Genomic DNA, 19376 nt, shown 5'->3' on the forward strand with positions numbered 1-19376 from the left:
TCTCGGTCGCCGGACCCCCATCCCGGTGTCCGGTCCGGTGACAACGAAGGGCCGCCTCGAGACATCGAGGCGGCCCTTCGCGTTTCGCTTCCGCGGAGCTATTCGACGTGCGGTTGTCCCGTCGACGCGCTCGTGCCGCCGTCGACGGTGAGCATCGTGCCGGTGATGTACCGGGCATCGTCGGACGCCAGGAACAGGACCGCGGGCGCGACGTCGTCGGGCTCACCGGGGCGACCCAGCGCGATGCGATTGACGAACGGGGCCAACGACTTCTCGTCGCGGCCCATCCCCTCGGTCATCTCGGTGAGGGTGAACGCCGGGCCGACCGCGTTGATCCGCACGCCGCGGCCGCCGTAATCCAGTGCCAGCGAGCGCACGAACCCGTTCACCGCGTGCTTGGTGGCGTTGTACGCCGCCTGTCCCCAGTCGCCGCCGATCCCGGACACCGACGACACCGCGATGAGGTTCCCGCCGGTCTTCACCAGCTCCGGCAGCGTCGCCTGCGCGACGTGCACGAATCCGTCGATGTTGACCCCGCGCAGGAGCGCCCAGTTGTCGTCGGACATGTCGACGATGTCGCCGCCACCGTCATGGACCCCGGCGTTGCTGACGACGACATCGATGCGGCCGAACTCCGTCAGGGTCGCCGCGACGAGTGCGTCGACGTCGGCGCGCTTCGAGACGTCTCCGGTGACCACCAGGGCGGAACCGTCGGCGGCCTCGCCGACCGTCTCCTCCAACGGATCGCGACGGCGACCCGAGACCACGACCGTGGCGCCGTTGGCCAGGAACGCCCGCGCGATCGATCGGCCGATGCCGGTCCCCGCGCCGGTGATGATCACGACCTTGTCGTCGACTGCGTATGTGTTGATGGTGCTCATGCGCTGCGTGCGCCTCCCTCTACGTGGATGGTCTCACCGCTGACGAACCCGGCGGTCAGCAACCAGGTTGCTGCATCGACGATGTCACCGGCCGCGCCGATGCGTCCGACCGGGTTGGCGCCGGCGACGCCGTCGAACAGTGCGGCGCGGTCGGCGTCGGGTAGTCCGTCCCAGGTCCCGGAGTCGATGATGCCCGGTGAGATGGCGTTGACGCGGATGGGTGCGAGCTCCTTCGCGAGGTGGCTCACCGCGAACGACACCGCGCCGTTGGTGATGCCCATGATCGACTTGCCGGGCGACGGCTTCCACGCCGCGACACCGGAGAACAGGACGATCGAGCCCGTCGCCGGCATCGCCGGAGCGAAGTGCTTGGCCAGCAGCAGCGGGCCGATCACCTTGGCCTCGAAGGCGGTGACCACCTTGTCGTGGTCGAGTTCGGGCACCGCGACGTTGTGGTGGGCGGCGGCGGTCGCGACGATGTGGTCGACCGCTACCAGTTCGGCGGCCGCCGCGCCGATGCTCGACTCGTCGGCGATGTCGATGGTGATGCCGCGCGCGTTCTCGAGGCCGTCCGCCGCCGTCACCGCGGCCTCGTGGTCACGTGCTCCGATGACCACCCGTGCGCCGAGTCCGGCCGCTCGGGTCGCGATCGCCAACCCCAGATTCTTCGCGCCACCGACCACCAGCACCGTGCGTCCGTCGAGTGTGTTCGTCATGTTCGTTCCCTTCCGATGTCGTCGTAGGCTCACACCGGAGACGGTATGGATTTGATACCGGTATCTACAACGAAACCGTCCACCACCAGGGGTGACACGCAATGTCGAAGGCATACAACGTGATGGCGCCGACGTGCCCGAGCCGCGTCGTGCTGCATCGGATCGGGGCCCGGTGGACGGTGTTCGTCGTCACCGCACTGGCCGACGGAGCGATGCGGTTCAGCGAGCTGAAGCACCACATCCAGGGCATCACGCCGAAGGTGCTGACCGAGACGTTGCGCGCGCTGCACCACGACGGCCTCGTCGACCGCATCGACCGGGGCGGTCAACCGCCGCATGTCGAATACGCGCTGACCGACCTCGGCCGCTCACTGCTCGAACCGTTGGCCGCAGTGCGTGAGTGGGCCGAGAGTCACGTCCCCGAGGTGCAGGCCGCGAACGCCCGAAACGAGAACACCCGGCACGACGTCGGATGAGACGTCGCGCCGGGCGCTGTGTCGTGCGGGTCTGATCGCCTCGGACTCCGGCTAGCCCAGGACCAGGCTCTCGCCGTCGGCGCTGGTGTTGACCGGCACGACGTCGCCGTCGTGGATGTCGCCGGCCAGCAACCCACGTGCCAGCTGATCGCCGATCGACTTCTGCACCAGCCGTCGCAGTGGCCGCGCGCCGTAGAGCGGGTCGAAACCGCGTGCGGCGAGCCACTTCTTGGCGTTCGCCGACACCTCGAGCTGCAGTCGGCGCTGGGCCAGACGTGCGGCCAGCGACCCGATCTGGATCTCGACGATCGACTCGAGTTCGGACTCGTTCAGCGCGTCGAAGATGACCACGTCGTCGAGCCGGTTGATGAACTCGGGTTTGAAGGCCGAGCGGACCGCCGTCATCACCTGGTCCTTGGTCCCGCCTGCTCCCAGGTTGGACGTGAGGATCAGGATCGTGTTGCGGAAGTCCACCGTCCGACCCTGACCGTCGGTGAGGCGTCCTTCGTCGAGCACCTGCAGCAGGATGTCGAACACGTCGGGGTGCGCCTTCTCGATCTCGTCGAAGAGCACCACCGTGTACGGCCGACGACGCACCGCCTCGGTGAGCTGGCCGCCCGACTCGTACCCGACGTAGCCCGGAGGGGCACCGACGAGCCGTGCGACGCTGTGCTTCTCGCCGTACTCGCTCATGTCGATGCGCACCATGGCGTGCTCGTCGTCGAACAGGAACTCCGCCAACGCCTTCGCCAGCTCGGTCTTGCCGACACCGGTCGGCCCGAGAAACATGAACGAACCCAGCGGCCGGTTCGGGTCGGCGACACCGGCCCGTGACCGCCGGACCGCGTCGGAGACGGCCTCGACCGCCTCACGCTGTCCGACGACGCGGGCACCGATCTCGTCCTCCATGCGCAGGAGCTTGGTGACCTCACCCTCGAGCATGCGCCCGGCGGGGATACCGGTCCACGCGGAGACGACCTCGGCGACGTCGTCGGGACCGACCTCCTCCTTGAGCATGACCGAATCACCTGCGGGCGCGCCCTTGTCGGCCGCGATCGCGAGTTCTTTCTCCAGCACCGGGATCTGGCCGTACCGGAGTTCGGCGGCACGTCCGAGATCACCGTCGCGCTCGGCGCGGTCGGATTCACCGCGCAGCGTCTCCAGCTTCTCCTTCAGGTCACGGACACCGTCGATCGCCTGCTTCTCGCCCTGCCAGCGCGCCGAGAGCTCGTTGAGCTTCTCGCGCTGATCGGCGAGTTCGCGCCGCAGCTTCTCCAGACGCTGCTTCGACGCCTCGTCGGTCTCCTTGTCGAGCGCGACCTCCTCGACCTCGAGCCGACGCACGATGCGTTCGACCTCGTCGATCTCGACGGGGCGCGAGTCGATCTCCATGCGCAGACGCGACGCGGCCTCGTCGACGAGGTCGATGGCCTTGTCCGGCAGGAACCGCGACGTGATGTAGCGGTCACTGAGCGTCGCCGCGGCGACGAGCGCGGAGTCGGTGATGCGGACACCGTGGTGCACCTCGTAGCGCTCCTTGAGTCCACGCAGGATGCCGACCGCGTCCTCGACCGAGGGCTCGCCGACGTAGACCTGCTGGAAACGACGTTCCAGCGCAGCGTCCTTCTCGATGTATTTGCGGTACTCCTCGAGCGTGGTGGCACCGACCAGCCGCAGCTCACCACGCGCGAGCATCGGCTTGATCATGTTGCCCGCGTCCATCGCGGAGTCGCCGGTGGCGCCGGCGCCCACGATGGTGTGCAGCTCGTCGATGAAGGTGATGACCTGTCCGGCCGAGCCCTTGATGTCGTCGAGGACGGCCTTGAGCCGCTCCTCGAACTCGCCGCGGTACTTCGCGCCGGCGACCATCGACGACATGTCGAGGCTGACGACGGTCTTGTCGCGCAGGCTCTCCGGCACGTCGCCGGCGATGATGCGCTGGGCGAGACCCTCGACGATGGCGGTCTTGCCGACGCCGGGTTCGCCGATGAGCACCGGGTTGTTCTTGGTTCGTCGGCTCAGCACCTGCACGACGCGACGGATCTCGGTGTCGCGACCGATGACCGGGTCGAGCTTGCCCTCGCGGGCCTGCGCGGTGAGGTCGGTGGAGTACTTCTCCAGCGCCTGGTAGGTCGATTCCGGGTCCGGCGAGGTGACACGTGCGCTGCCGCGGACGGCCACGAACGCCTCGCGCAGGGCCTGCGGGGTGGCGCCGACGTCGTGCAGCAGCTTTGCCACCTCGGAGTCACCGGTGGCCAGACCGACCACGAGGTGTTCGGTGGAGACATACTCGTCGTCGAGCTCCCCGGCGAGCTGCTGGGCGGCGGTGATCGCCGCGATCGTCTCGCGGGTGAGCTGCGGTGCGGAGCTGGCACCGGATGCGGTCGGCATCCGGGACACCAGGTTCTTGGCCTGCGCCTTGACCGCGACCGGGTCGACGCCGACGGCCTTGAGCAGCGGCGATGCGATGCCCTCGGGTTGATCGAGCAACTCGACCAGCACATGGGCCGGTCGGACGTCGGGATTGCCGGCGGCGGTCGCCGACTGCACCGCGGCCGACAGTGCGGCCTGCGTCTTCGTCGTCGGGTTGAACCCGCCGGAGTTGGGAGTGGTCATGTGCTCACCTTCCTAGGTCTTGCGTGAAGTGTCTCGGGTCGAATGACCCATCGAGTCCTACAACGCACAAGAACTTGAGTCTGTTCCACTCAAGTATGCGGATGCGGCACGTTCCCCGCAATCACGACCACCCGCACTGCCGCGATCGCGGAGACTCCGGACTTGTAGCCCGGGAGTCCTGACTGTCGACCAAGATCGCCACATCGGCACCACGAATAACAAGTCCTGCGCTGCGGCGCTACACAAGGCGGGGGTCGGGATGTTCGCCAGAGTGCGGCTGCCTCCTGATCGTCAGCAACGGTCGGGGATCGCTCGGCGCGGCAATGTTCCCAGCGGTCACGCCGGTCCGAAGTTCGCCCTAAGCTCAGTAGGATCGCGCGCGCATCGTGTCGTCCTGGGTCACCGGCCACGCCCTTGGATGACTGGCGATCACGCACCACCCACGCCTTCCGCCGACCCCGCCACCACTATGAGCTTTTGACCGGTCACTCCGAGCTCACCAGGGCCGTCTTGAGTTCGGCAAACGCCGGTAACCCCCGGCAAATCCGAGCAGCCAGACACGGCTTAATGGCCCGGACTCCGCCGCAGGAGGACTGAAAGACAGGACGCTTCGCGCGAAGTCGGAACTCCTGTCGAAACCGCCTGGCGTTTCGCGCGCTTGCAAGGTCATTGTGCGGCCCGGTGTCGTCACCTGCGGCTTGGACTACACCGGATGTGCTAGCTGCGCCTCACGGCCAGAACTATCTTTCCCGTAGTCCCACCCGCCTCGAGGACGCGCTGCGCCGAGGCAGCGTCGTCGAGGTCGTACAGCGAATGGATCGGCACCGTAATGTCTTTCGCAGCGACATGAGCAACCGCCTTGTCAAGTGCTTGCTTGACCAGTCGCGGTCGCCGACGGGCGAATGCCAGCGTGCTGTGGCCGATGATCCCCGCGCTAGCGAACCATAAGGTGTTGGCACTGAGCTTCGAGTCTTCGCCGCCGGATGCGTTGCCCATTGCGATCAATCGTCCTCCCGGCGCGAGTCGTTCTAGGTCGCGAGTCCTATTGGCGCCGCCGACGGGGTCGATGATGACGTCGAATTCTGCGTCACCGAGGTCCGCTTGAGAATTGGCGCGCACAACCACTCGGGTGTATCCGTGCTCGAGTGCGCTCCTCGACTTCGCCTTGGTACCCACAGTTCCGGTCACCGATTTGATGCCCGCCATTCGAGCGACCTGCCCGAACTGGGTACCGAATCCACCTGCAGCGGCATGGACCAGTACCGCATCACCCGGTCTCGTCCGTGCGACGTGTTCGGTAAGTAGGACCGCGGTCACCGTGTTCGATGGCATCGCCGCGTAGATCTGCAGCCGCTGCGCATCGAGATCATCGCCCGGGATCGCAGCCACGAGTTGCGAATTGACACAAACTACCTCGGCGTACCCGCCCGAGTCGGTAATGGTCAGGGCGACCACCGCGTCACCCACGGCAAACTCGGTATCCCCCGGACCGATTTCCCGCACGTGACCAGACACCTCGATCCCGGGGGTGAACGGTAGTGCGACGCCGATCGCCCCACGTCGGTACATCACCTCGGCAAAGTTGACACCGGCATAGGCGACATCGATGGTCACCTCACCGGGGCCCGGTCGCGGGATCGCGACATCGGATACCGATAGCACCTCGGGGCCGCCGAAACGTTCGATCGTTACGGCGCACATTGTCTTCGAATCTGCCATCGGATTCAGAGGATTTCCGCGTCGGTGAACACATCGCGGGCGATCCACAGCGCACTGACCGCTCGTGGATGACCGGCGTAGAGGGCGACATGGAAAATGGTCTCGACGATCTCGGTTGGTGTGAGTCCGACGTTGAGCGCGCCGTTGATGTGTGTGGCGAGTTGACGTTCTGCCCCTCCGATCGCTGTCAGTACCGCGACGTTAATCATCTGCCGCTGCGCGAGGGTGATCCCCTCGCGACCGTAGACATCGGCGAAGCCGGCTTGCACTACGTACTCACCGAAATCACTGCTGATCTCGTCGAAGCTCGCGCGGGTGGCGCGGGCCCTGTCCTCGCCGAGGATCCGGTTCATCAGTTCAAGTCCTCGAGTTGTTCGATCAGTCATGTCGTGCACTCCGTTTCTGACGTTGTTGGACGGCGACGCGAAGCGTCGCCGATCAAAGACCCATGCCGAATCCGCCGTCGACCGGTAGCACCGCACCGGTCACGTAACCCGCCTCCGGGCTGGCAAGAAAGTGAATTGCAGAGGCGATTTCATTGGGTGTCGCGAGGCGACCCACCGGTGTTGCCCTCATTACGTCAGATCGCCGGGCTTCCGACAGCGACGCCGTCATGTCGGTGTCAACAAATCCCGGCGCCACGACGTTTACCGTGATGCCGCGGCTGGCCACCTCGTGCGCCAGCGATCGGGCCAGTCCGGTCAACCCGGCTTTGGATGCCGAGTAAGCGCTCTGGCCCCGCGCACCGGTGAAGCCGATCACGCTCGACACGAGAACAATCCGTCCGCCTCGCCGCGCCCGCAGCATCGAGGTAGCCGCGCGTCGCACCACGCGATAGGTGCCGGTTAGGTTGACCTGCAGTTGAGCATCGAACGCCTCAGTGTCCGTTCCCAGTACGAGTCCGTCGTGCGCACTGCCCGCGTTCGCCACCAGGACCTCGGTGCTCCCGTGCTCGCGCTCCGCGATGTCGAACGCTCGATCAACGTCACCGTCGTTGGCGATGTCGCACTGCAGCGAGAGGGCGCCTACCACATCGGATGCAGAGCGGGATGTGACAGTCACATTGTCGCCCTGGTCGAGGAATTGCTGGGCAACCGCCAGCCCGATACCGCGCGTTCCTCCCGTGACTACGACAGCGCGCGCACTCATGCCACCCGCCGATCTGTTCGCGCGAGGAACTCGTCGACGTGTTGCGGTGTGGCGCATCGATGCGCGCCCACACCTGGCAGGGATCTGCGGGCCAGGTTGGTCAGCACCTTTCCTGGCCCCACCTCGACTACTTCCGTGATGCCGAGTCGGAACAGCGTCTGCTGGCATTCCAACCAGCGCACCCGGCCGGTGAGCTGGCGGCCAAGCAGCTCGACGATCTCGGTCGCGGCAGTGTGTGGCGCAGCATCGACGTTGCAGACCACAGAACACTGGGCGTCGTCGAACGGTGCCAAATCAAGAGCACGGCCGAGTCTTGTTGCGGCAGGAGCCATCAACGGCGAATGGTAAGCCCCGCCCACCAACAGCCGCCGTACGAGCCGGGCGCCCGCGTCCCTGAGATCGATCTCGACGTTAGCGACCGCCGCCTCAGTCCCGGAAATGACGATCTGGTCTGCCGAGTTCTCGTTGGCGGGCCAACAATCGCCATGCCGATCACAGATCGCTGCGACCGTTGCGGCGTCCAGACCAACCGAGGCGGCCATTACACCCAGCCGGTCCTGCGCAGCGCTGGCCATCGCGGCGCCGCGCTCTGCGACGAGCATCACACCGGCCTCGAAAGTCAGGGCACCTGCGGCCACCAACGCGGAATATTCGCCAAGGCTGTGACCCGCGACGGCTGCGGGAACAATATTGCGTCCCGAGTTCGCAGCCCGCGCGCGGAGATGATCGAGTGCAATACAGCTGAGCACGAACGTGGCCACTTGAGCAGCGAACGGCGCACGCAGCTCGTCGTCGTCACACGACAGCAGCAGACGTTCGACATCGACGCCAAGCAGCTGCCCCGCAGTGTGCGCCAACTCGAAGGACTCTGTTCGGCGCCACGGCTCACCCATTCCTGCGCTCTGCGAACCCTGCCCAGGGAAGATCAGTCCGATTGTCATATCTCGTCCAATCTGGTCACGCTGCGGTGAGGACGACGACGGCGTTGTGCCCGCCGAAGCCGAATGAGTGGCTGGTCGCCACCTCGACCGCCGCCCTGCGCGGCGATGTGTGGACGATGTCGAGATCCACCGCCGGGTCCACGGTGTCGAGGTTGGCAGTCGGGGGAATCTCATCGGACTGGACAGCCAAAATCGTGTACGCCGCCTCGATGGCACCGGCGGCACCAAGAGTGTGCCCGGTGACGCCTTTGGTGGATGTGACGATGGGGCGGTCTCCATAGACGGCACGGATTGCCCGGGCCTCGGTCACGTCATTAAGCGGCGTCGACGTGCCGTGCGCATTGATGTGATCGACATCATTCGGCTGAACGTGAGCATCCTGCAGAGCCAACCGAATCGCAGAGACGGCGGCAGATCCCGTCGGATCGGGAGCAGTGGGGTGATAGGCGTCGCACGATGCGGCGAAACCCTGGACGCGCGCACGCACCCTCGCACGTCGGGCACGGGCATCGTCGGGCCGTTCCAAGACCAGAATCCCCGCACCCTCGCCGGCCACAAACCCGTCACGATCGCGGTCGAACGGGCGCGATGCGGTCGACGGATCGAGACTGCGTCGAGACAATCCACCGAGACGGTCGAGGCTGCCCATAATGAACGGGCTGATCGCCGATTCTGCGCCACCCGCTATCACGACGTCGGCCGAATCGGCGAGGAGCAAGTCACGCGCGATGCCAATGGCGCTCGCGCCGGACGCGCATGCGGTTGCTGCGACCAAACTCGGCCCGTGCGCACCGAGATCGATGCTCACCGCTCCGGCCACCATGTTCAGCATGGCCATCGGCACAGTCAGCGCCGACACGGCATCGATACCCGATCGCATCATCACCTGGTGCTGTTTCTCCCAGGTCTGAGACCCGCCGAGGGAATTACCCACGACGACGGCGACACGCGCACCGTCCCATGACGACGAGTCGAGGCCGGCGTCGGCCACCGCCTGCCGTGCCGCTGCCACCGCCAGCTGACTAAATCGGTCCAGCCGCCAGGCGACGCGACGCCCCAGCACCCCGTCAGCGTCAAAATCGAGGGCACGGCAGGAAAAGTTGACACTGCGCCCCTCCAGAGCAGGATCCGCAGTCGCCGTCGACCGCGCCGCGCATAGAGTCGCCCAGTTCGCATCCACGCCGATGCCCGCTGGCGTGATCAATCCCAATCCGGTCACCGCGACGTCCCTGACCAGCCCGCCAGGGCGCGCGATCACGCCGCGCTCCTCTGTAGGAACACATCGACGAAGCCGTCGAGCGTGGCCGCGTCGCCGATCTCTTTCTCGGAAAGGGCGACACCCGATTCAGCCTTGAGGATGAGAGCGAGTTCGAGAAGCATCAGCGAGTCGAAGCTCAGTTGATCGTAGGGCGCTGTGAAGGAGATCTCGTCACGCGGGACGCCGAAATCGTCGACTAGGACCTCGACCACTCGGGTACGGATGTCAAATGCCATTGCTGTCTCCTCTGTCGGATTTCGTTACTGCCGCCTCACCCTGTTGGGGAGGAAGTTCGGGCCAGATCAAAATTGTGGAACCCCACGTCGCCCCGCCCCCGAACGCGCTGAGCAGAACGCGTTCACCCGCGCGGATCTCGCCGCGAGCATGCCCGTCTCGCAGGGCGAGCGGGATCGACGCAGCGGCGGTGTTTCCGACCTGGTCGAGGTTCACCACCACTCGATCGACGTCGAGACCGAGCTGAAGGGCGACCGCGCGCAGGATGCGGATGTTGGCCTGATGGCCGACGAAACGGTCGATGTCGGCGACCGTGAGCCCACCGCGCGCCAGCACCGACTGCGCCGATGAAGTCATACGTTCGACCGCGTGCATGAAGACCGTGCGGCCCTCCATTCGGAAGTACATGTCGTCTTCAGCGGCAGCGACCCCGAGCCCTCGTTGCCTCGAACCACCCGCCGGAACGGTGATCAGATCCCGTAGCGAACCGTCACTGCCTAGATCGACGTGTCCCACTGCACCGGGTTCGTTCGAGAAGCCAGCTCGGAGAAGCACAGCGCCGGCACCGTCACCGAACACCGACATCGTGGCCCGGTCGTCTCGGTCGAGGATCGTAGAGAACGTGTCAGCGGCGATGACGAGAACCGTGTGCGCGCGACCGCTCTCGATGTACCCGGCCGCCACGGACAGGGCGTATAGAAAGCCGCTGCAGACGGCGGCTAAATCGAAAGCCGGCACCGTTCCGAGTCCCAACGCCGCGGCGACCTCGGGCGCAGTTGCGGGGCACGGACGATCGGGAGTCGTGGTCGCAAGGACGACCACGTCGACGTCTGCCGTGCCAGCCGATTCCAGTGCCTGGGCGCCGGCTTCCACAGCGAGATCCGACGTGGCCCGCTCGGGTGCCGAGATCCGTCGCTCCACGACGCCCGTGCGGCTGCGAATCCATTGATCGTCGGTCTCCAACCATGTGGCCAGGTCGTTATTGGTGAGCATCGCCGAGGGCACACTGGCGCCGACGCCGGCAATTACCGACGAGCGGCGACGGCCGGTTTCCGGCCCGCGACTCACGAGCGCACCCGTTCCGGATCTGCGGCGGTGCGTGCTCCAAACGCCTTGGCGAAAGGCGTCGCCGGCTCGTGTTCGACCTCGACCTCGAACACCGCGGCCGACGACTCGCACTGCACTACCTCTATCTCCACCAAGCCCTCGGCGGACACCCTGCGAGCAATCATCGTGGCCGGCTCGTCGAGCTCCAAGAAGCGTCGAAACTCTGCAGTCAATCCGTTGACGGATGAGCCGCCAGTGGTCGCCAGGGCGAGTTGTTTAGCCGCCTCGGTCACACCCAGTCCCGGCACGTGATCGAGAGAGTGGTCGAAGATCGACGGGTGATTCACCGCCGCCGACAACGTCGCCTGCATGCCGCCATCTCTGTGTGGGGCCAAGTTGTGGATCATGATGTTGTTCGGGTCCCGACGACCGACACCCACCGGCGGTCGCATCGGCGTGAAGTCGAGACGATCCGAGGTCGGTGGATCCCCGATACGACGCATACGGCGCAGCGCGGCATAGGAATCCGGGCTCAGGTAGGTGGCGGTCATCCGAACGGTGCCGACGAGGAAATCGTCGACCTCCAGAGCCATCGAGTACGCATACCCACGGGCAGCACCCCGATCACGGATGCACTCGGCAGTGATGGTGATTCGCAACTCTCGAGGACATCGGCCATCGCCTACCGAAGGCGCTACCACATCAAGGTCCCAGTGGTTGAGGATGAACTTGTGGTCGATCGGAACCTCGAACGCCAGGTGTGCGCAGCATGTCTCCGCTTGTCGGCAGCACTCGAGCAGCAGCATCGGATCCAGACGGTCCGCGCAGTGGTCGGAGAAATAATGGTGGCGCCGTGGCAGCTGGCAGCATGCAACAAAACTGTTAGCTCCGGTGGTTGCGAAGTCGGTGAGAAAGACCTCACCGACCGCCGCACGGTGAACCCACCGGCGGTCTACCGGTTGGGTTGAGATCTCGTCGAGAGTGGCGCGCGGCGCCGTTATCGTCTGCTTCATGCGGATTGACTCCTGTGACTCTGTCGGGCAGAAACCTGTTGGCGCAAAGTGACTGGACAGACTGTGCTGGGAAGCAACGTCGGTCACCTCAGGAAGTCTCATCGTCGGCGCACCGGTGAACCAGACCCGCCCGTGCCTGGTACTGCGAAGGCATGGTGCCCGGCGGCCGCGCCGCTGACTGGCCCTCCCAGAGCCATGCTTGTCCGAGCCTGGCCCACGTAGACGATCCGGGCCAGAGTGAGTTCGTCGGCCAGGTGACGACGACACGAGAGGAGCCCGACCATGTACGCCACTTCACCCCCGATCGGGCTTCGTGCGACGACGTGGCTACCGGTGAGCACCGAATCGGCAGCAGACCGGGTGGACTCGGGATTTCTTTCACAGACTGAGGTCCTCGAGTCGGGCTACCGCGAGCTGCCGGTGAGCGTCGAGGCGCCGCCAATCATGGCGGTGCGGGCCGGACGAGCTGTAGTCGACGGCAGCGGCGTGGACCCGTCACAGATCACCCTGAACACACACGCCTGGATCTACCACCAAGGCCACGATTTCTGGGCGCCGGCGCACCATGTCGCGTCCGAGCTCGGTCTCTTGAACGCGATGCCGGTCGGTATCTCGCAAATGTGCAACGGCGCGGGTATCGCACTCGAACTCGCCGTGGACCACCTACGCTCTCCGACGCGGGGTGACACCGTCTTGATGACTACCGCCGACCGGTTCTGCGAACCCGGATTCGACCGTTGGCACGGGGATTACGGACTCTGGTACGGCGACGGTGCCACTGCCGCACTGCTCCGATCTACACCGGCCGACGGCGACTTACATCTGTTGTCGGTGGCGACGGACGCCGATTCGTCCGCCGAGAAAATGCACCGGGGCGACGACGAGTTCACCGATTCGCCGATGGCTATCTCCAGCGTCATCGACATCCGGCGTACGAAGCGCGCCTATCTGGCGCGGCACGGCAAGGATGCGTTCGCCGCCACGGTCGCCGATCGAATCCCAGCGCTGCTGACCACCGCTTTCACCGCCGCCGGTCTATCTCCAAACGACCCTCAACTCGCATCGGTCGTTCTGCCCAGGTTGGGAAGCAAGGCACTCACGGCCGCATACCGGCCAGCCGTCGCCCAGGTGACCCGCGCCCCGGTACGCGACGTCGGCGCGGCGACCGGACACCTCGGCGCTGGCGATCTGATCGCCAATATGGCGCTACTCGAGGACGATTCGCTATGTCCACCTGGACAGATGGCGGTCGTGCTGTCCGCCGGCGGCGGGTTCAGTTGGACCGCTGCAGTCATCCGCAAACCGTCACCGACAACCACCGATAAGAGAAAGAGCTGACATGACACCTCATTGCATCGAGAAGGATGTCCTGATCGTCGGCGCCGGCCCTGTCGGCCTCGTCATGGCGTGCGAGCTGTTACAGCAAGGCTTCTCCGTTCGCCTCATCGAGCGCGGATCCAGTTCGGCGGTCCACTCACGCGCTGTCATCACCTGGCCGCGCAGCCTGGAGCTACTGCGGCGTATCGGTGTTGCCGACGAACTGGCGGACTCCGGCGCGCATCTGGATTCGGTGTCGTACTACTCGGGCGATCGACGCCTGGGCGTGCTGAAGATGAGCAAGCTGAACGACACTCCGTACCCCTTCGGGCTGTGCAATCCACAGCATCGGACCGAGGAGATCATCCGTCGGCGGGTTGTGGAACTCGGTGGGCACATCGAGTCGAACGTGGCCCTGATCGGACTAGATAACACCGGCGCCCGGCCCGTTGCCACCTTGCTGCGGTCCGGCGATGGCACCATCGAGCACGTAGAACCGGATTGGCTCATCGGCGCCGACGGGTCACGCAGCACAGTGCGCGAGCTGCTGAACATCCAGTTCGCCGGAACCGGCCAGGACGTGCTGTTCGCCATCTGCGATGGCCCACTCGAGGCGTCGTTGCCCGAGCACGAGATGCTGTACTGCTACCGCGACGGCGGAGCCATGGGACTGGCACCGTTCGGGGACGGGATCTTTCGACTCGCATGCGCGGTCCCGGTATGGAACGACGACGACACTCCACCACGAGAACTCTTTCAGGAGAACCTCGATCGCGTCGTCCCTTTCGATGCGCGCGTCGGCGAGCTGCAGTGGACCACAGTGTTTCGGGCACGGCGCCGGACTGCGGCGCAGTTCCGGTCGGGCCGATGCTTCTTGATCGGCGACGCCGCACACATCTTCAGCGCCGCCGGCTCGCAGGGCATGAACACCGGCTTTCAAGACGCAGTGAACTTGGCCTGGAAGCTCGCAGGCGTTCGGGCCGGAACGCTATCGGCGACGATCCTTGACACCTACGATCACGAGCGCCGCCATTCCGCAGAACGGGTGTCCTCGATAACTGCGAAGCAGACGAGCTGGGGCTTGATTCGTCGCCCCGCTCGTGTAGCGGTTCGAGACCTTCTGGTGCGCGGTGCAGAGCGCACGGGGACCTTGCAACGAGTTGTGACGCCACTGATGAGTCAGCTGACCACCAATTACGCGTCCAGTGGGGAATCCGCTCGTGCCGACATCCGGTGGTGGCCGCGCTCGGTGCGCCCAGGCGAACGGCTTCCGGTGTTCTCCCAGGCGATCTCGACCGGCGATGGGTGGCCCATCATCGCTGCCGACCGACTCACCGTGGCTCTATGGTCCGGGGGCACTCGCGACGTGGAATGGCAACGGACCTGCACCGCCATAACCGATGCCCTCGACCCAACGATCCCGGTGGCCGATCTGTCGGGGTGGCCGGCGTTCACGCGTCTGCTGCCAGCGGAACGGTGCGCGCTTCTCTTGCGCCCCGACGGACATGTGCACGATCTGTGTCGTGATCCCGACACAGCACAGGTTCGTCAGATGCTGGCCCTCGCTGGAGTGGGAACTGCCTATGAGGGCACCGCACAACGGGTCGACAACATTGAGCCAGCCGAGGTCTCACTATGAGCACCGAGCCCGCATCCACCCCCGTTGCCCGTCGATTCGCGGGCAAGGCCGCATTGGTCACCGGCGCCGACCGTGGAACCGGCCAGGCGCAAGCCATCCGACTCGCCGCGGAGGGTGCCGATTTAGCTCTTGTGGTCCAGACCGGGACCGCAGACGAAACGGTGGACGCCATCTCCGCCCGCGGTGGTTCGGTTAGCGTCCACGCCGCCGACGTTCGCGATCTGTCGGCAACCCAAGGGGCGATCGATGCCGCGGCGGACTCGCTGGGCAGGATCGACATCGTCTGCGCCACTGCGGGCGTCAATGGCGGTAACGCCCCGATGTGGGAGATCGAACCGGAGATTTTCCGAAACACCATGGAAACGAACATTTTCGGCACATGGCACGTACTGCGCGCCGCGGTGCCCCATGTCCTCCGGCAGGGCCCCGGCGGCGCAGTTATTGTCATGGGTTCGACGACCGAAGCGCGAGGAGTAGGTACCGCAAGCCATTACGCCGCAAGCAAACACGGCGTCCTCGGTTTGATGCGCTCACTGGCTGCCGAGCTGGGTCCACGCGGGATCCGGGTCAACGGAATAGTACCCACCAACATCGACACCGTCATGTTCCACAACCCGGAGACCTACGCGCTGCTCCTACCTGACGAAGAGTCGCCCGACCGTGCGCAGGTCGCCGACGCAGCGCGCCGATGGCACGAGTTGCCAATCGGGTGGGTGGGTTGCGACGACATCGCAGCGGCGACCGCGTTCCTCGCCTCCGACGAGGCTCGATACATCTCCGGTACATCTTTGCGCGTAGACGGAGGACTTCTCAACAAGTGGCCGGGCTGAAGCGCACTCTGGCCCCACGTTCAGAGCCCACCGCGCACTCCCCTAACGACTGAGGACACGACATGACACAACGGACTACCCCCGAGTCGACGGACGTCAACCAAAGCCTGACCCTGACGGTGGTGTGCATTGGATTCGCGATGGTGATCGTCGACACGACCATCGTCAACGTCGCATTGCCCGCCATCAGAGACGATTTCGGCAGCGACCTGAGCACCCTGCAATGGGTCGTCGACGGCTACATTATGGTTCTCGCCGCGCTACTCCTCTCCGGTGGAGCGATGGTCGACCGCCTCGGTGCAGCTCGGATGTTCCGGGTCGGCGTCGCCCTGTTCACGATCGCATCAGTGTTGTGTGGTTTCGCACCCGACAGCATGGTGCTGATCTCCGCCCGGCTCGTCCAGGGGGTCGCCGCCGCGCTCCTCATGCCGGCGGCCATGGCCCTGTTGACTCAGGCCTATCCCGAGCCTGCGTCGAAAGCGCGTGCGGTGGCACTGTTTACGACGGTGGCCGGCAGCCCACAGGCATTCGGGCCGGTACTTGGCGGGTTGCTGGTCTCGACCATCGGCTGGCGCAGCATCTTCTTTCTCAACATCCCGGTCGGCACGGTGACCTTGCTGCTGGCCAGCCGGGGCGGGCTACCCCGCCCTGCTCTCCGTGCAGACCGTGGCACCGATGTTGCCGGCCAAGTGCTCGCCGTCCTCGCCCTCATCTCGGTCACCGGCGCACTGATCGAGGCCGGCGAGAAAGGCATCACGTCGGTCGTACCCATCACCGCGGCGGTGTCGGCAATCGTGTTCACCATCGCGCTCGTCCTTCGCGAGCGGTCGGCGCGTTCGCCGTTGCTCCCGGCCAAACTCCTCGGTGCCCCTGGACTGTCGGCGTACGTTGTGGTCGGCCTGTTGCTCTTTGGCGCCTATTACGGACTGGTGTTCGCGCTCAGTCTCTACCTGCAGCAGGTTCACCATTTGAGCGCCTTCGCCACCGGTCTACAGTTCTTGCCCTCTGCGCTGCCGATCTTTTTGCTGCCGGTGATCGCCGGACGCCTAGCCAACCGGTGGGGCCCGCAACGTGTGGTGATCACAGGCCTGGCGACAGCCGCGGTGGGCGCCCTCTCCCTGCTGGCTGTCGGTTCCTCGAGCAGCCCGCTCATGCTTTCGATCTCTCTGTTCTTGCTGGGATGCGGCGTGGGTCTGACGGTCGGGCCCCAGATCACGTTGGTCATCAATGCGGCGCCACCTCAATACGCAGGGATCGCGAGCGGGTTACTCAACGCCGGACGCCAAACCGGAAGCGTATTGGGTGTGGCGGTACTCGGCGCCCTTGCAGGCGCAAGCGACCGTGTCGCAGGCCTGCACGGTGCCGTGGTGACGGCCGCAGTAATCCTCGCGGTTGCCGTCCTGTTGGGCGGGTTGTCACGGCGAAGCCGTTCGGACGAAAAACCTCACCGCAGCGAGCCGGCCAACGCCGGGCGGGCCGACGACACGACCCGGGTCTCGTGACGACACCGCCACGCGGCATCGCATTCTTCGACGTCGACGAGACACTCATCACCACCAAAAGCATGTTCCGCTTCCTCGAATTCTTTATGGCAGCGGTTGGCAGACCGCCCGCCGTCTATGCGGCCGCGATCCGGCGTCTGACCGACGCTGCACACCGGGGCGTTCCGCGCCGTGAGACGAACGCGTTGTTTTACGAAAACCTTGCCGGGTGGAATCGTCAGGACATAGCCGACATAGGGCAGGCATGGTTCAACGCCGAAATGCGCTTGGGGCACCTCTTCCACCCGCCGGTCGCACAGCGGCTGGCTGTGCACCAGGCACAGGGCACGCCGACGGTGTTGGTTTCTGGATCGTTCTCGGCCTGCCTCGATCCAATCGGACGGCATGTAGGAGCTGATGAATGGTTCGGAACGGTTCCCACGGTCGACGACGATCGATACACCGGCGCCGTGTCGTCGGTTGTGATCGGACCTGACAAGGGGCGGATCGCACGTCGACTCATCGCATCGCGTGACGTGGCAGCGGAGCACTGTTGGGCATACGGAGACCACGCCTCAGACATCGACCTGTTGCGGTCGGTGGGACGGCCGTTCGTGGTCGGCTCCGATCCGGCGCTGCACACTGCAGCGAGGATCGGCGGGTGGCAGGCGCTAGACGGTATCTCCACCGCCCGGCCGGCTCTCGTGCCTGCTACCCAGATTGCAGGTCCGGCGGCGAGTATTTAGACGGCGGTCTGTTCGGCGGCTGACCGGGCGAGCTCAGCGAGCTTGACAGCGGTCGGGCTTCCTTTGGGCGCCGACCACGTGACGACAGTCAATCGGGGGTCCGCGGGAAGTGGCAGGCCGGTGTAGAACATATCCAGAACACCGACTTCGGGATGGTTAATGACGCGGCGGCCGTGCGACCGCGGCTTGACCTCGTGTTCATTCCAGAACTTGGCGAACAATTCGCTGGCTTCCAGCATCTGCTCGATCAGTTGCGAAAGTCGCGGTTCGTCGCGGTGATGGGCAAGGTCGTACCGGAGCCAGGCCACCTGATCTCGCGCCACCTCGTCCCAGTCCCCGTACAGCGCGACCGCATCGGGCTCGAGGAACAGACGGCGCGTCACGTTGGTGACCTCCACGCGGCCGTCGATACCGAATGCTCTGGCCCCCACTGCGTTCGAGGCGACGACGTCCGTCCACGGCGTTAGCACGAAAGCGGGAAGCGTATCACTGAGGGAACGGATCAGTTGATGCAATTCGGTCGGGATGCTAACCGGATCGACCCGTCCGCTTGCACTCTCGATCACCGCTATCCGGTACAGGTAAGACCGCGTCGAGCGGTCAAGATCCGATGCGTCAGCAATCGCGTTGAGAACCGACACAGACGGATTGAGCGCTCTGCCCTGCTCCAATTTGGTGTAGTACTCCACGCTCAGGCCAGCAAGCTCGGCAAACTCTTGTCGTCTAAGACCAGGCACTCGACGGTTGAGATTCGTTCTCTCACCCGGAGCAACTGTCATCTTCGCCCTGTTCGATTTCAGAAAGGACGCGAAGGCGTCGTCCAACGGATGTGGCATTGTTTTATACCCCCGGCAACGTTGGTCATGGTTCAGCAGCAGTGTGCGCCCGTTAGGACGCAGCATCGACGATTGTTAGTTAGTCCCCATAGTAAGTTGTACAGGGGTGCGGGGGAGTCCTTGATCCTGTTTGCGTCGTTCGCGTAGTTCACACCTCTTGCAACGGGTCGGACGGGCGGCATGACCATTCGGACCGTTCTCCTCCGTGTCCGATCTCGGTGGGCGACACTCGTCAGGCCTCAGTCGTGTCGGAACAGCACAGAGCTACGTGACATCGCGCCGAACGCACACTTTCCCCGCCCACCCTTGGCCGCCTGGTGCGCCTACCGCCCGAAGCGTTACCCATCGAACCGCCGCCCTACTGTCGACTGGGTCGGCGTTATTACGGCGCGACCTAGTCCCCGGCCGACCGGTTCCCGAAGGGTTGACATCCTGCCATTGGGAAATGACACTCTCCGGGTGTGTGACGCGGCGCAC

The 19376-nt window shown here is 65.2% G+C and carries 18 protein-coding genes; 6 read left to right on the forward strand and 12 right to left on the reverse strand.

Going from position 1 to position 19376, the window contains the following annotated elements; genetic code table 11:
* Positions 1–98: 98 nt before the first annotated feature.
* Positions 99–881 carry an SDR family oxidoreductase gene (locus JHC79_RS12300; RefSeq protein ID WP_296391121.1) on the reverse strand — a complete coding sequence of 261 codons (783 nt, stop codon included), beginning with the start codon at positions 879–881 and terminating at the stop codon, positions 99–101.
* On the reverse strand, positions 878–1597 hold the full coding sequence (locus JHC79_RS12305; RefSeq protein ID WP_296391122.1) for an SDR family oxidoreductase: 720 nt from the start codon (positions 1595–1597) through the stop codon (positions 878–880). The genes JHC79_RS12300 and JHC79_RS12305 overlap by 4 nt, the downstream gene beginning before the upstream one ends.
* Positions 1598–1698: 101 nt before the next feature.
* On the opposite strand from JHC79_RS12305, the gene JHC79_RS12310 reads away from it, so the two are divergent.
* Positions 1699–2073: a helix-turn-helix domain-containing protein gene (locus JHC79_RS12310; protein WP_296391124.1), complete on the forward strand. Its 375-nt coding sequence runs from the start codon at positions 1699–1701 to the stop codon at positions 2071–2073.
* Positions 2074–2124: 51 nt separating this feature from the next.
* Here the strand turns inward: JHC79_RS12310 and clpB are convergent, their stop codons facing one another.
* The 9 genes from clpB to JHC79_RS12355 all read right to left on the reverse strand — a co-directional run bounded on the left by clpB (position 2125) and on the right by JHC79_RS12355 (position 12137).
* The gene (clpB, locus tag JHC79_RS12315; RefSeq protein ID WP_296391126.1) at positions 2125–4689 is read right to left on the reverse strand and encodes an ATP-dependent chaperone ClpB; all 2565 of its coding nucleotides are present in this window, start codon (positions 4687–4689) and stop codon (positions 2125–2127) included.
* A gap of 717 nt (positions 4690–5406) precedes the next feature.
* Positions 5407–6408 carry a zinc-binding dehydrogenase gene (locus tag JHC79_RS12320; RefSeq protein ID WP_296391129.1) on the reverse strand — a complete coding sequence of 334 codons (1002 nt, stop codon included), beginning with the start codon at positions 6406–6408 and terminating at the stop codon, positions 5407–5409.
* Positions 6409–6413: 5 nt separating this feature from the next.
* Positions 6414–6761, reverse strand: coding sequence for a carboxymuconolactone decarboxylase family protein (locus tag JHC79_RS12325; protein WP_296391130.1), 348 nt, complete (start codon positions 6759–6761; stop codon positions 6414–6416).
* 85 nt (positions 6762–6846) lie between these two features.
* The gene (locus JHC79_RS12330; protein ID WP_296391132.1) at positions 6847–7557 is read right to left on the reverse strand and encodes an SDR family NAD(P)-dependent oxidoreductase; all 711 of its coding nucleotides are present in this window, start codon (positions 7555–7557) and stop codon (positions 6847–6849) included.
* Complete coding sequence (locus JHC79_RS12335) at positions 7554–8498, reverse strand: ACP S-malonyltransferase (RefSeq protein WP_296391134.1); 945 nt, start codon at positions 8496–8498, stop codon at positions 7554–7556. Before JHC79_RS12335 ends, JHC79_RS12330 begins: the two co-directional genes overlap by 4 nt.
* A 16-nt stretch (positions 8499–8514) precedes the next feature.
* Complete coding sequence (locus JHC79_RS12340; RefSeq protein ID WP_296391136.1) at positions 8515–9756, reverse strand: beta-ketoacyl-[acyl-carrier-protein] synthase family protein; 1242 nt, start codon at positions 9754–9756, stop codon at positions 8515–8517.
* The gene (locus JHC79_RS12345) at positions 9753–9992 is read right to left on the reverse strand and encodes a phosphopantetheine-binding protein (protein WP_296391138.1); all 240 of its coding nucleotides are present in this window, start codon (positions 9990–9992) and stop codon (positions 9753–9755) included. Before JHC79_RS12345 ends, JHC79_RS12340 begins: the two co-directional genes overlap by 4 nt.
* On the reverse strand, positions 9982–11169 hold the full coding sequence (locus tag JHC79_RS12350) for a beta-ketoacyl-ACP synthase III (protein ID WP_366782695.1): 1188 nt from the start codon (positions 11167–11169) through the stop codon (positions 9982–9984). The genes JHC79_RS12345 and JHC79_RS12350 overlap by 11 nt, the downstream gene beginning before the upstream one ends.
* The gene (locus JHC79_RS12355; protein ID WP_296391142.1) at positions 11055–12137 is read right to left on the reverse strand and encodes a ScbA/BarX family gamma-butyrolactone biosynthesis protein; all 1083 of its coding nucleotides are present in this window, start codon (positions 12135–12137) and stop codon (positions 11055–11057) included. Before JHC79_RS12355 ends, JHC79_RS12350 begins: the two co-directional genes overlap by 115 nt.
* A gap of 246 nt (positions 12138–12383) precedes the next feature.
* Here JHC79_RS12355 and JHC79_RS12360 point away from each other — a divergent pair, with 246 nt between their 5' ends.
* The 5 genes from JHC79_RS12360 (at position 12384) to JHC79_RS12380 (ending at position 18063) form a co-directional block, all read left to right on the forward strand.
* Positions 12384–13388: a hypothetical protein gene (locus JHC79_RS12360; protein ID WP_296391144.1), complete on the forward strand. Its 1005-nt coding sequence runs from the start codon at positions 12384–12386 to the stop codon at positions 13386–13388.
* Position 13389: 1 nt separating this feature from the next.
* Positions 13390–15006 carry an FAD-dependent monooxygenase gene (locus JHC79_RS12365; protein ID WP_296391146.1) on the forward strand — a complete coding sequence of 539 codons (1617 nt, stop codon included), beginning with the start codon at positions 13390–13392 and terminating at the stop codon, positions 15004–15006.
* Positions 15003–15836 (forward strand): SDR family oxidoreductase, encoded by an 834-nt coding sequence (locus JHC79_RS12370; RefSeq protein WP_296391148.1) that lies wholly within the window; start codon positions 15003–15005, stop codon positions 15834–15836. The genes JHC79_RS12365 and JHC79_RS12370 overlap by 4 nt, the downstream gene beginning before the upstream one ends.
* A gap of 62 nt (positions 15837–15898) precedes the next feature.
* Positions 15899–17338 (forward strand): MFS transporter, encoded by a 1440-nt coding sequence (locus tag JHC79_RS12375; RefSeq protein WP_296391150.1) that lies wholly within the window; start codon positions 15899–15901, stop codon positions 17336–17338.
* On the forward strand, positions 17335–18063 hold the full coding sequence (locus JHC79_RS12380; protein ID WP_296391152.1) for an HAD-IB family hydrolase: 729 nt from the start codon (positions 17335–17337) through the stop codon (positions 18061–18063). Before JHC79_RS12375 ends, JHC79_RS12380 begins: the two co-directional genes overlap by 4 nt.
* Here JHC79_RS12380 and JHC79_RS12385 read toward each other — a convergent pair.
* Complete coding sequence (locus JHC79_RS12385) at positions 18060–18965, reverse strand: helix-turn-helix transcriptional regulator (protein WP_366782699.1); 906 nt, start codon at positions 18963–18965, stop codon at positions 18060–18062. The two genes, JHC79_RS12380 and JHC79_RS12385, sit on opposite strands and share 4 nt — an antisense overlap.
* Positions 18966–19376 lie beyond the last annotated feature (411 nt).

The sequence above is a fragment of the Williamsia sp. genome, assembly GCF_016462415.1.
Taxonomy (GTDB): domain Bacteria; phylum Actinomycetota; class Actinomycetes; order Mycobacteriales; family Mycobacteriaceae; genus Williamsia_A.

Excerpts from the sequence above, each read along its gene's own strand:
- JHC79_RS12310 (WP_296391124.1), top strand. The coding sequence starts at position 1,699 with ATGTCGAAGGCATACAACGTGATGGCGCCGACGTGCCCGAGCCGCGTC.
- JHC79_RS12375 (WP_296391150.1), top strand. The coding sequence starts at position 15,899 with ATGACACAACGGACTACCCCCGAGTCGACGGACGTCAACCAAAGCCTG.
- JHC79_RS12385 (WP_366782699.1), bottom strand. The coding sequence starts at position 18,965 with ATGCTGCGTCCTAACGGGCGCACACTGCTGCTGAACCATGACCAACGT.
- JHC79_RS12345 (WP_296391138.1), bottom strand. The coding sequence starts at position 9,992 with ATGGCATTTGACATCCGTACCCGAGTGGTCGAGGTCCTAGTCGACGAT.
- JHC79_RS12305 (WP_296391122.1), bottom strand. The coding sequence starts at position 1,597 with ATGACGAACACACTCGACGGACGCACGGTGCTGGTGGTCGGTGGCGCG.
- JHC79_RS12370 (WP_296391148.1), top strand. The coding sequence starts at position 15,003 with ATGAGCACCGAGCCCGCATCCACCCCCGTTGCCCGTCGATTCGCGGGC.
- JHC79_RS12320 (WP_296391129.1), bottom strand. The coding sequence starts at position 6,408 with ATGGCAGATTCGAAGACAATGTGCGCCGTAACGATCGAACGTTTCGGC.
- JHC79_RS12365 (WP_296391146.1), top strand. The coding sequence starts at position 13,390 with ATGACACCTCATTGCATCGAGAAGGATGTCCTGATCGTCGGCGCCGGC.
- clpB (WP_296391126.1), bottom strand. The coding sequence starts at position 4,689 with ATGACCACTCCCAACTCCGGCGGGTTCAACCCGACGACGAAGACGCAG.
- JHC79_RS12335 (WP_296391134.1), bottom strand. The coding sequence starts at position 8,498 with ATGACAATCGGACTGATCTTCCCTGGGCAGGGTTCGCAGAGCGCAGGA.
- JHC79_RS12325 (WP_296391130.1), bottom strand. The coding sequence starts at position 6,761 with ATGAACCGGATCCTCGGCGAGGACAGGGCCCGCGCCACCCGCGCGAGC.
- JHC79_RS12330 (WP_296391132.1), bottom strand. The coding sequence starts at position 7,557 with ATGAGTGCGCGCGCTGTCGTAGTCACGGGAGGAACGCGCGGTATCGGG.
- JHC79_RS12300 (WP_296391121.1), bottom strand. The coding sequence starts at position 881 with ATGAGCACCATCAACACATACGCAGTCGACGACAAGGTCGTGATCATC.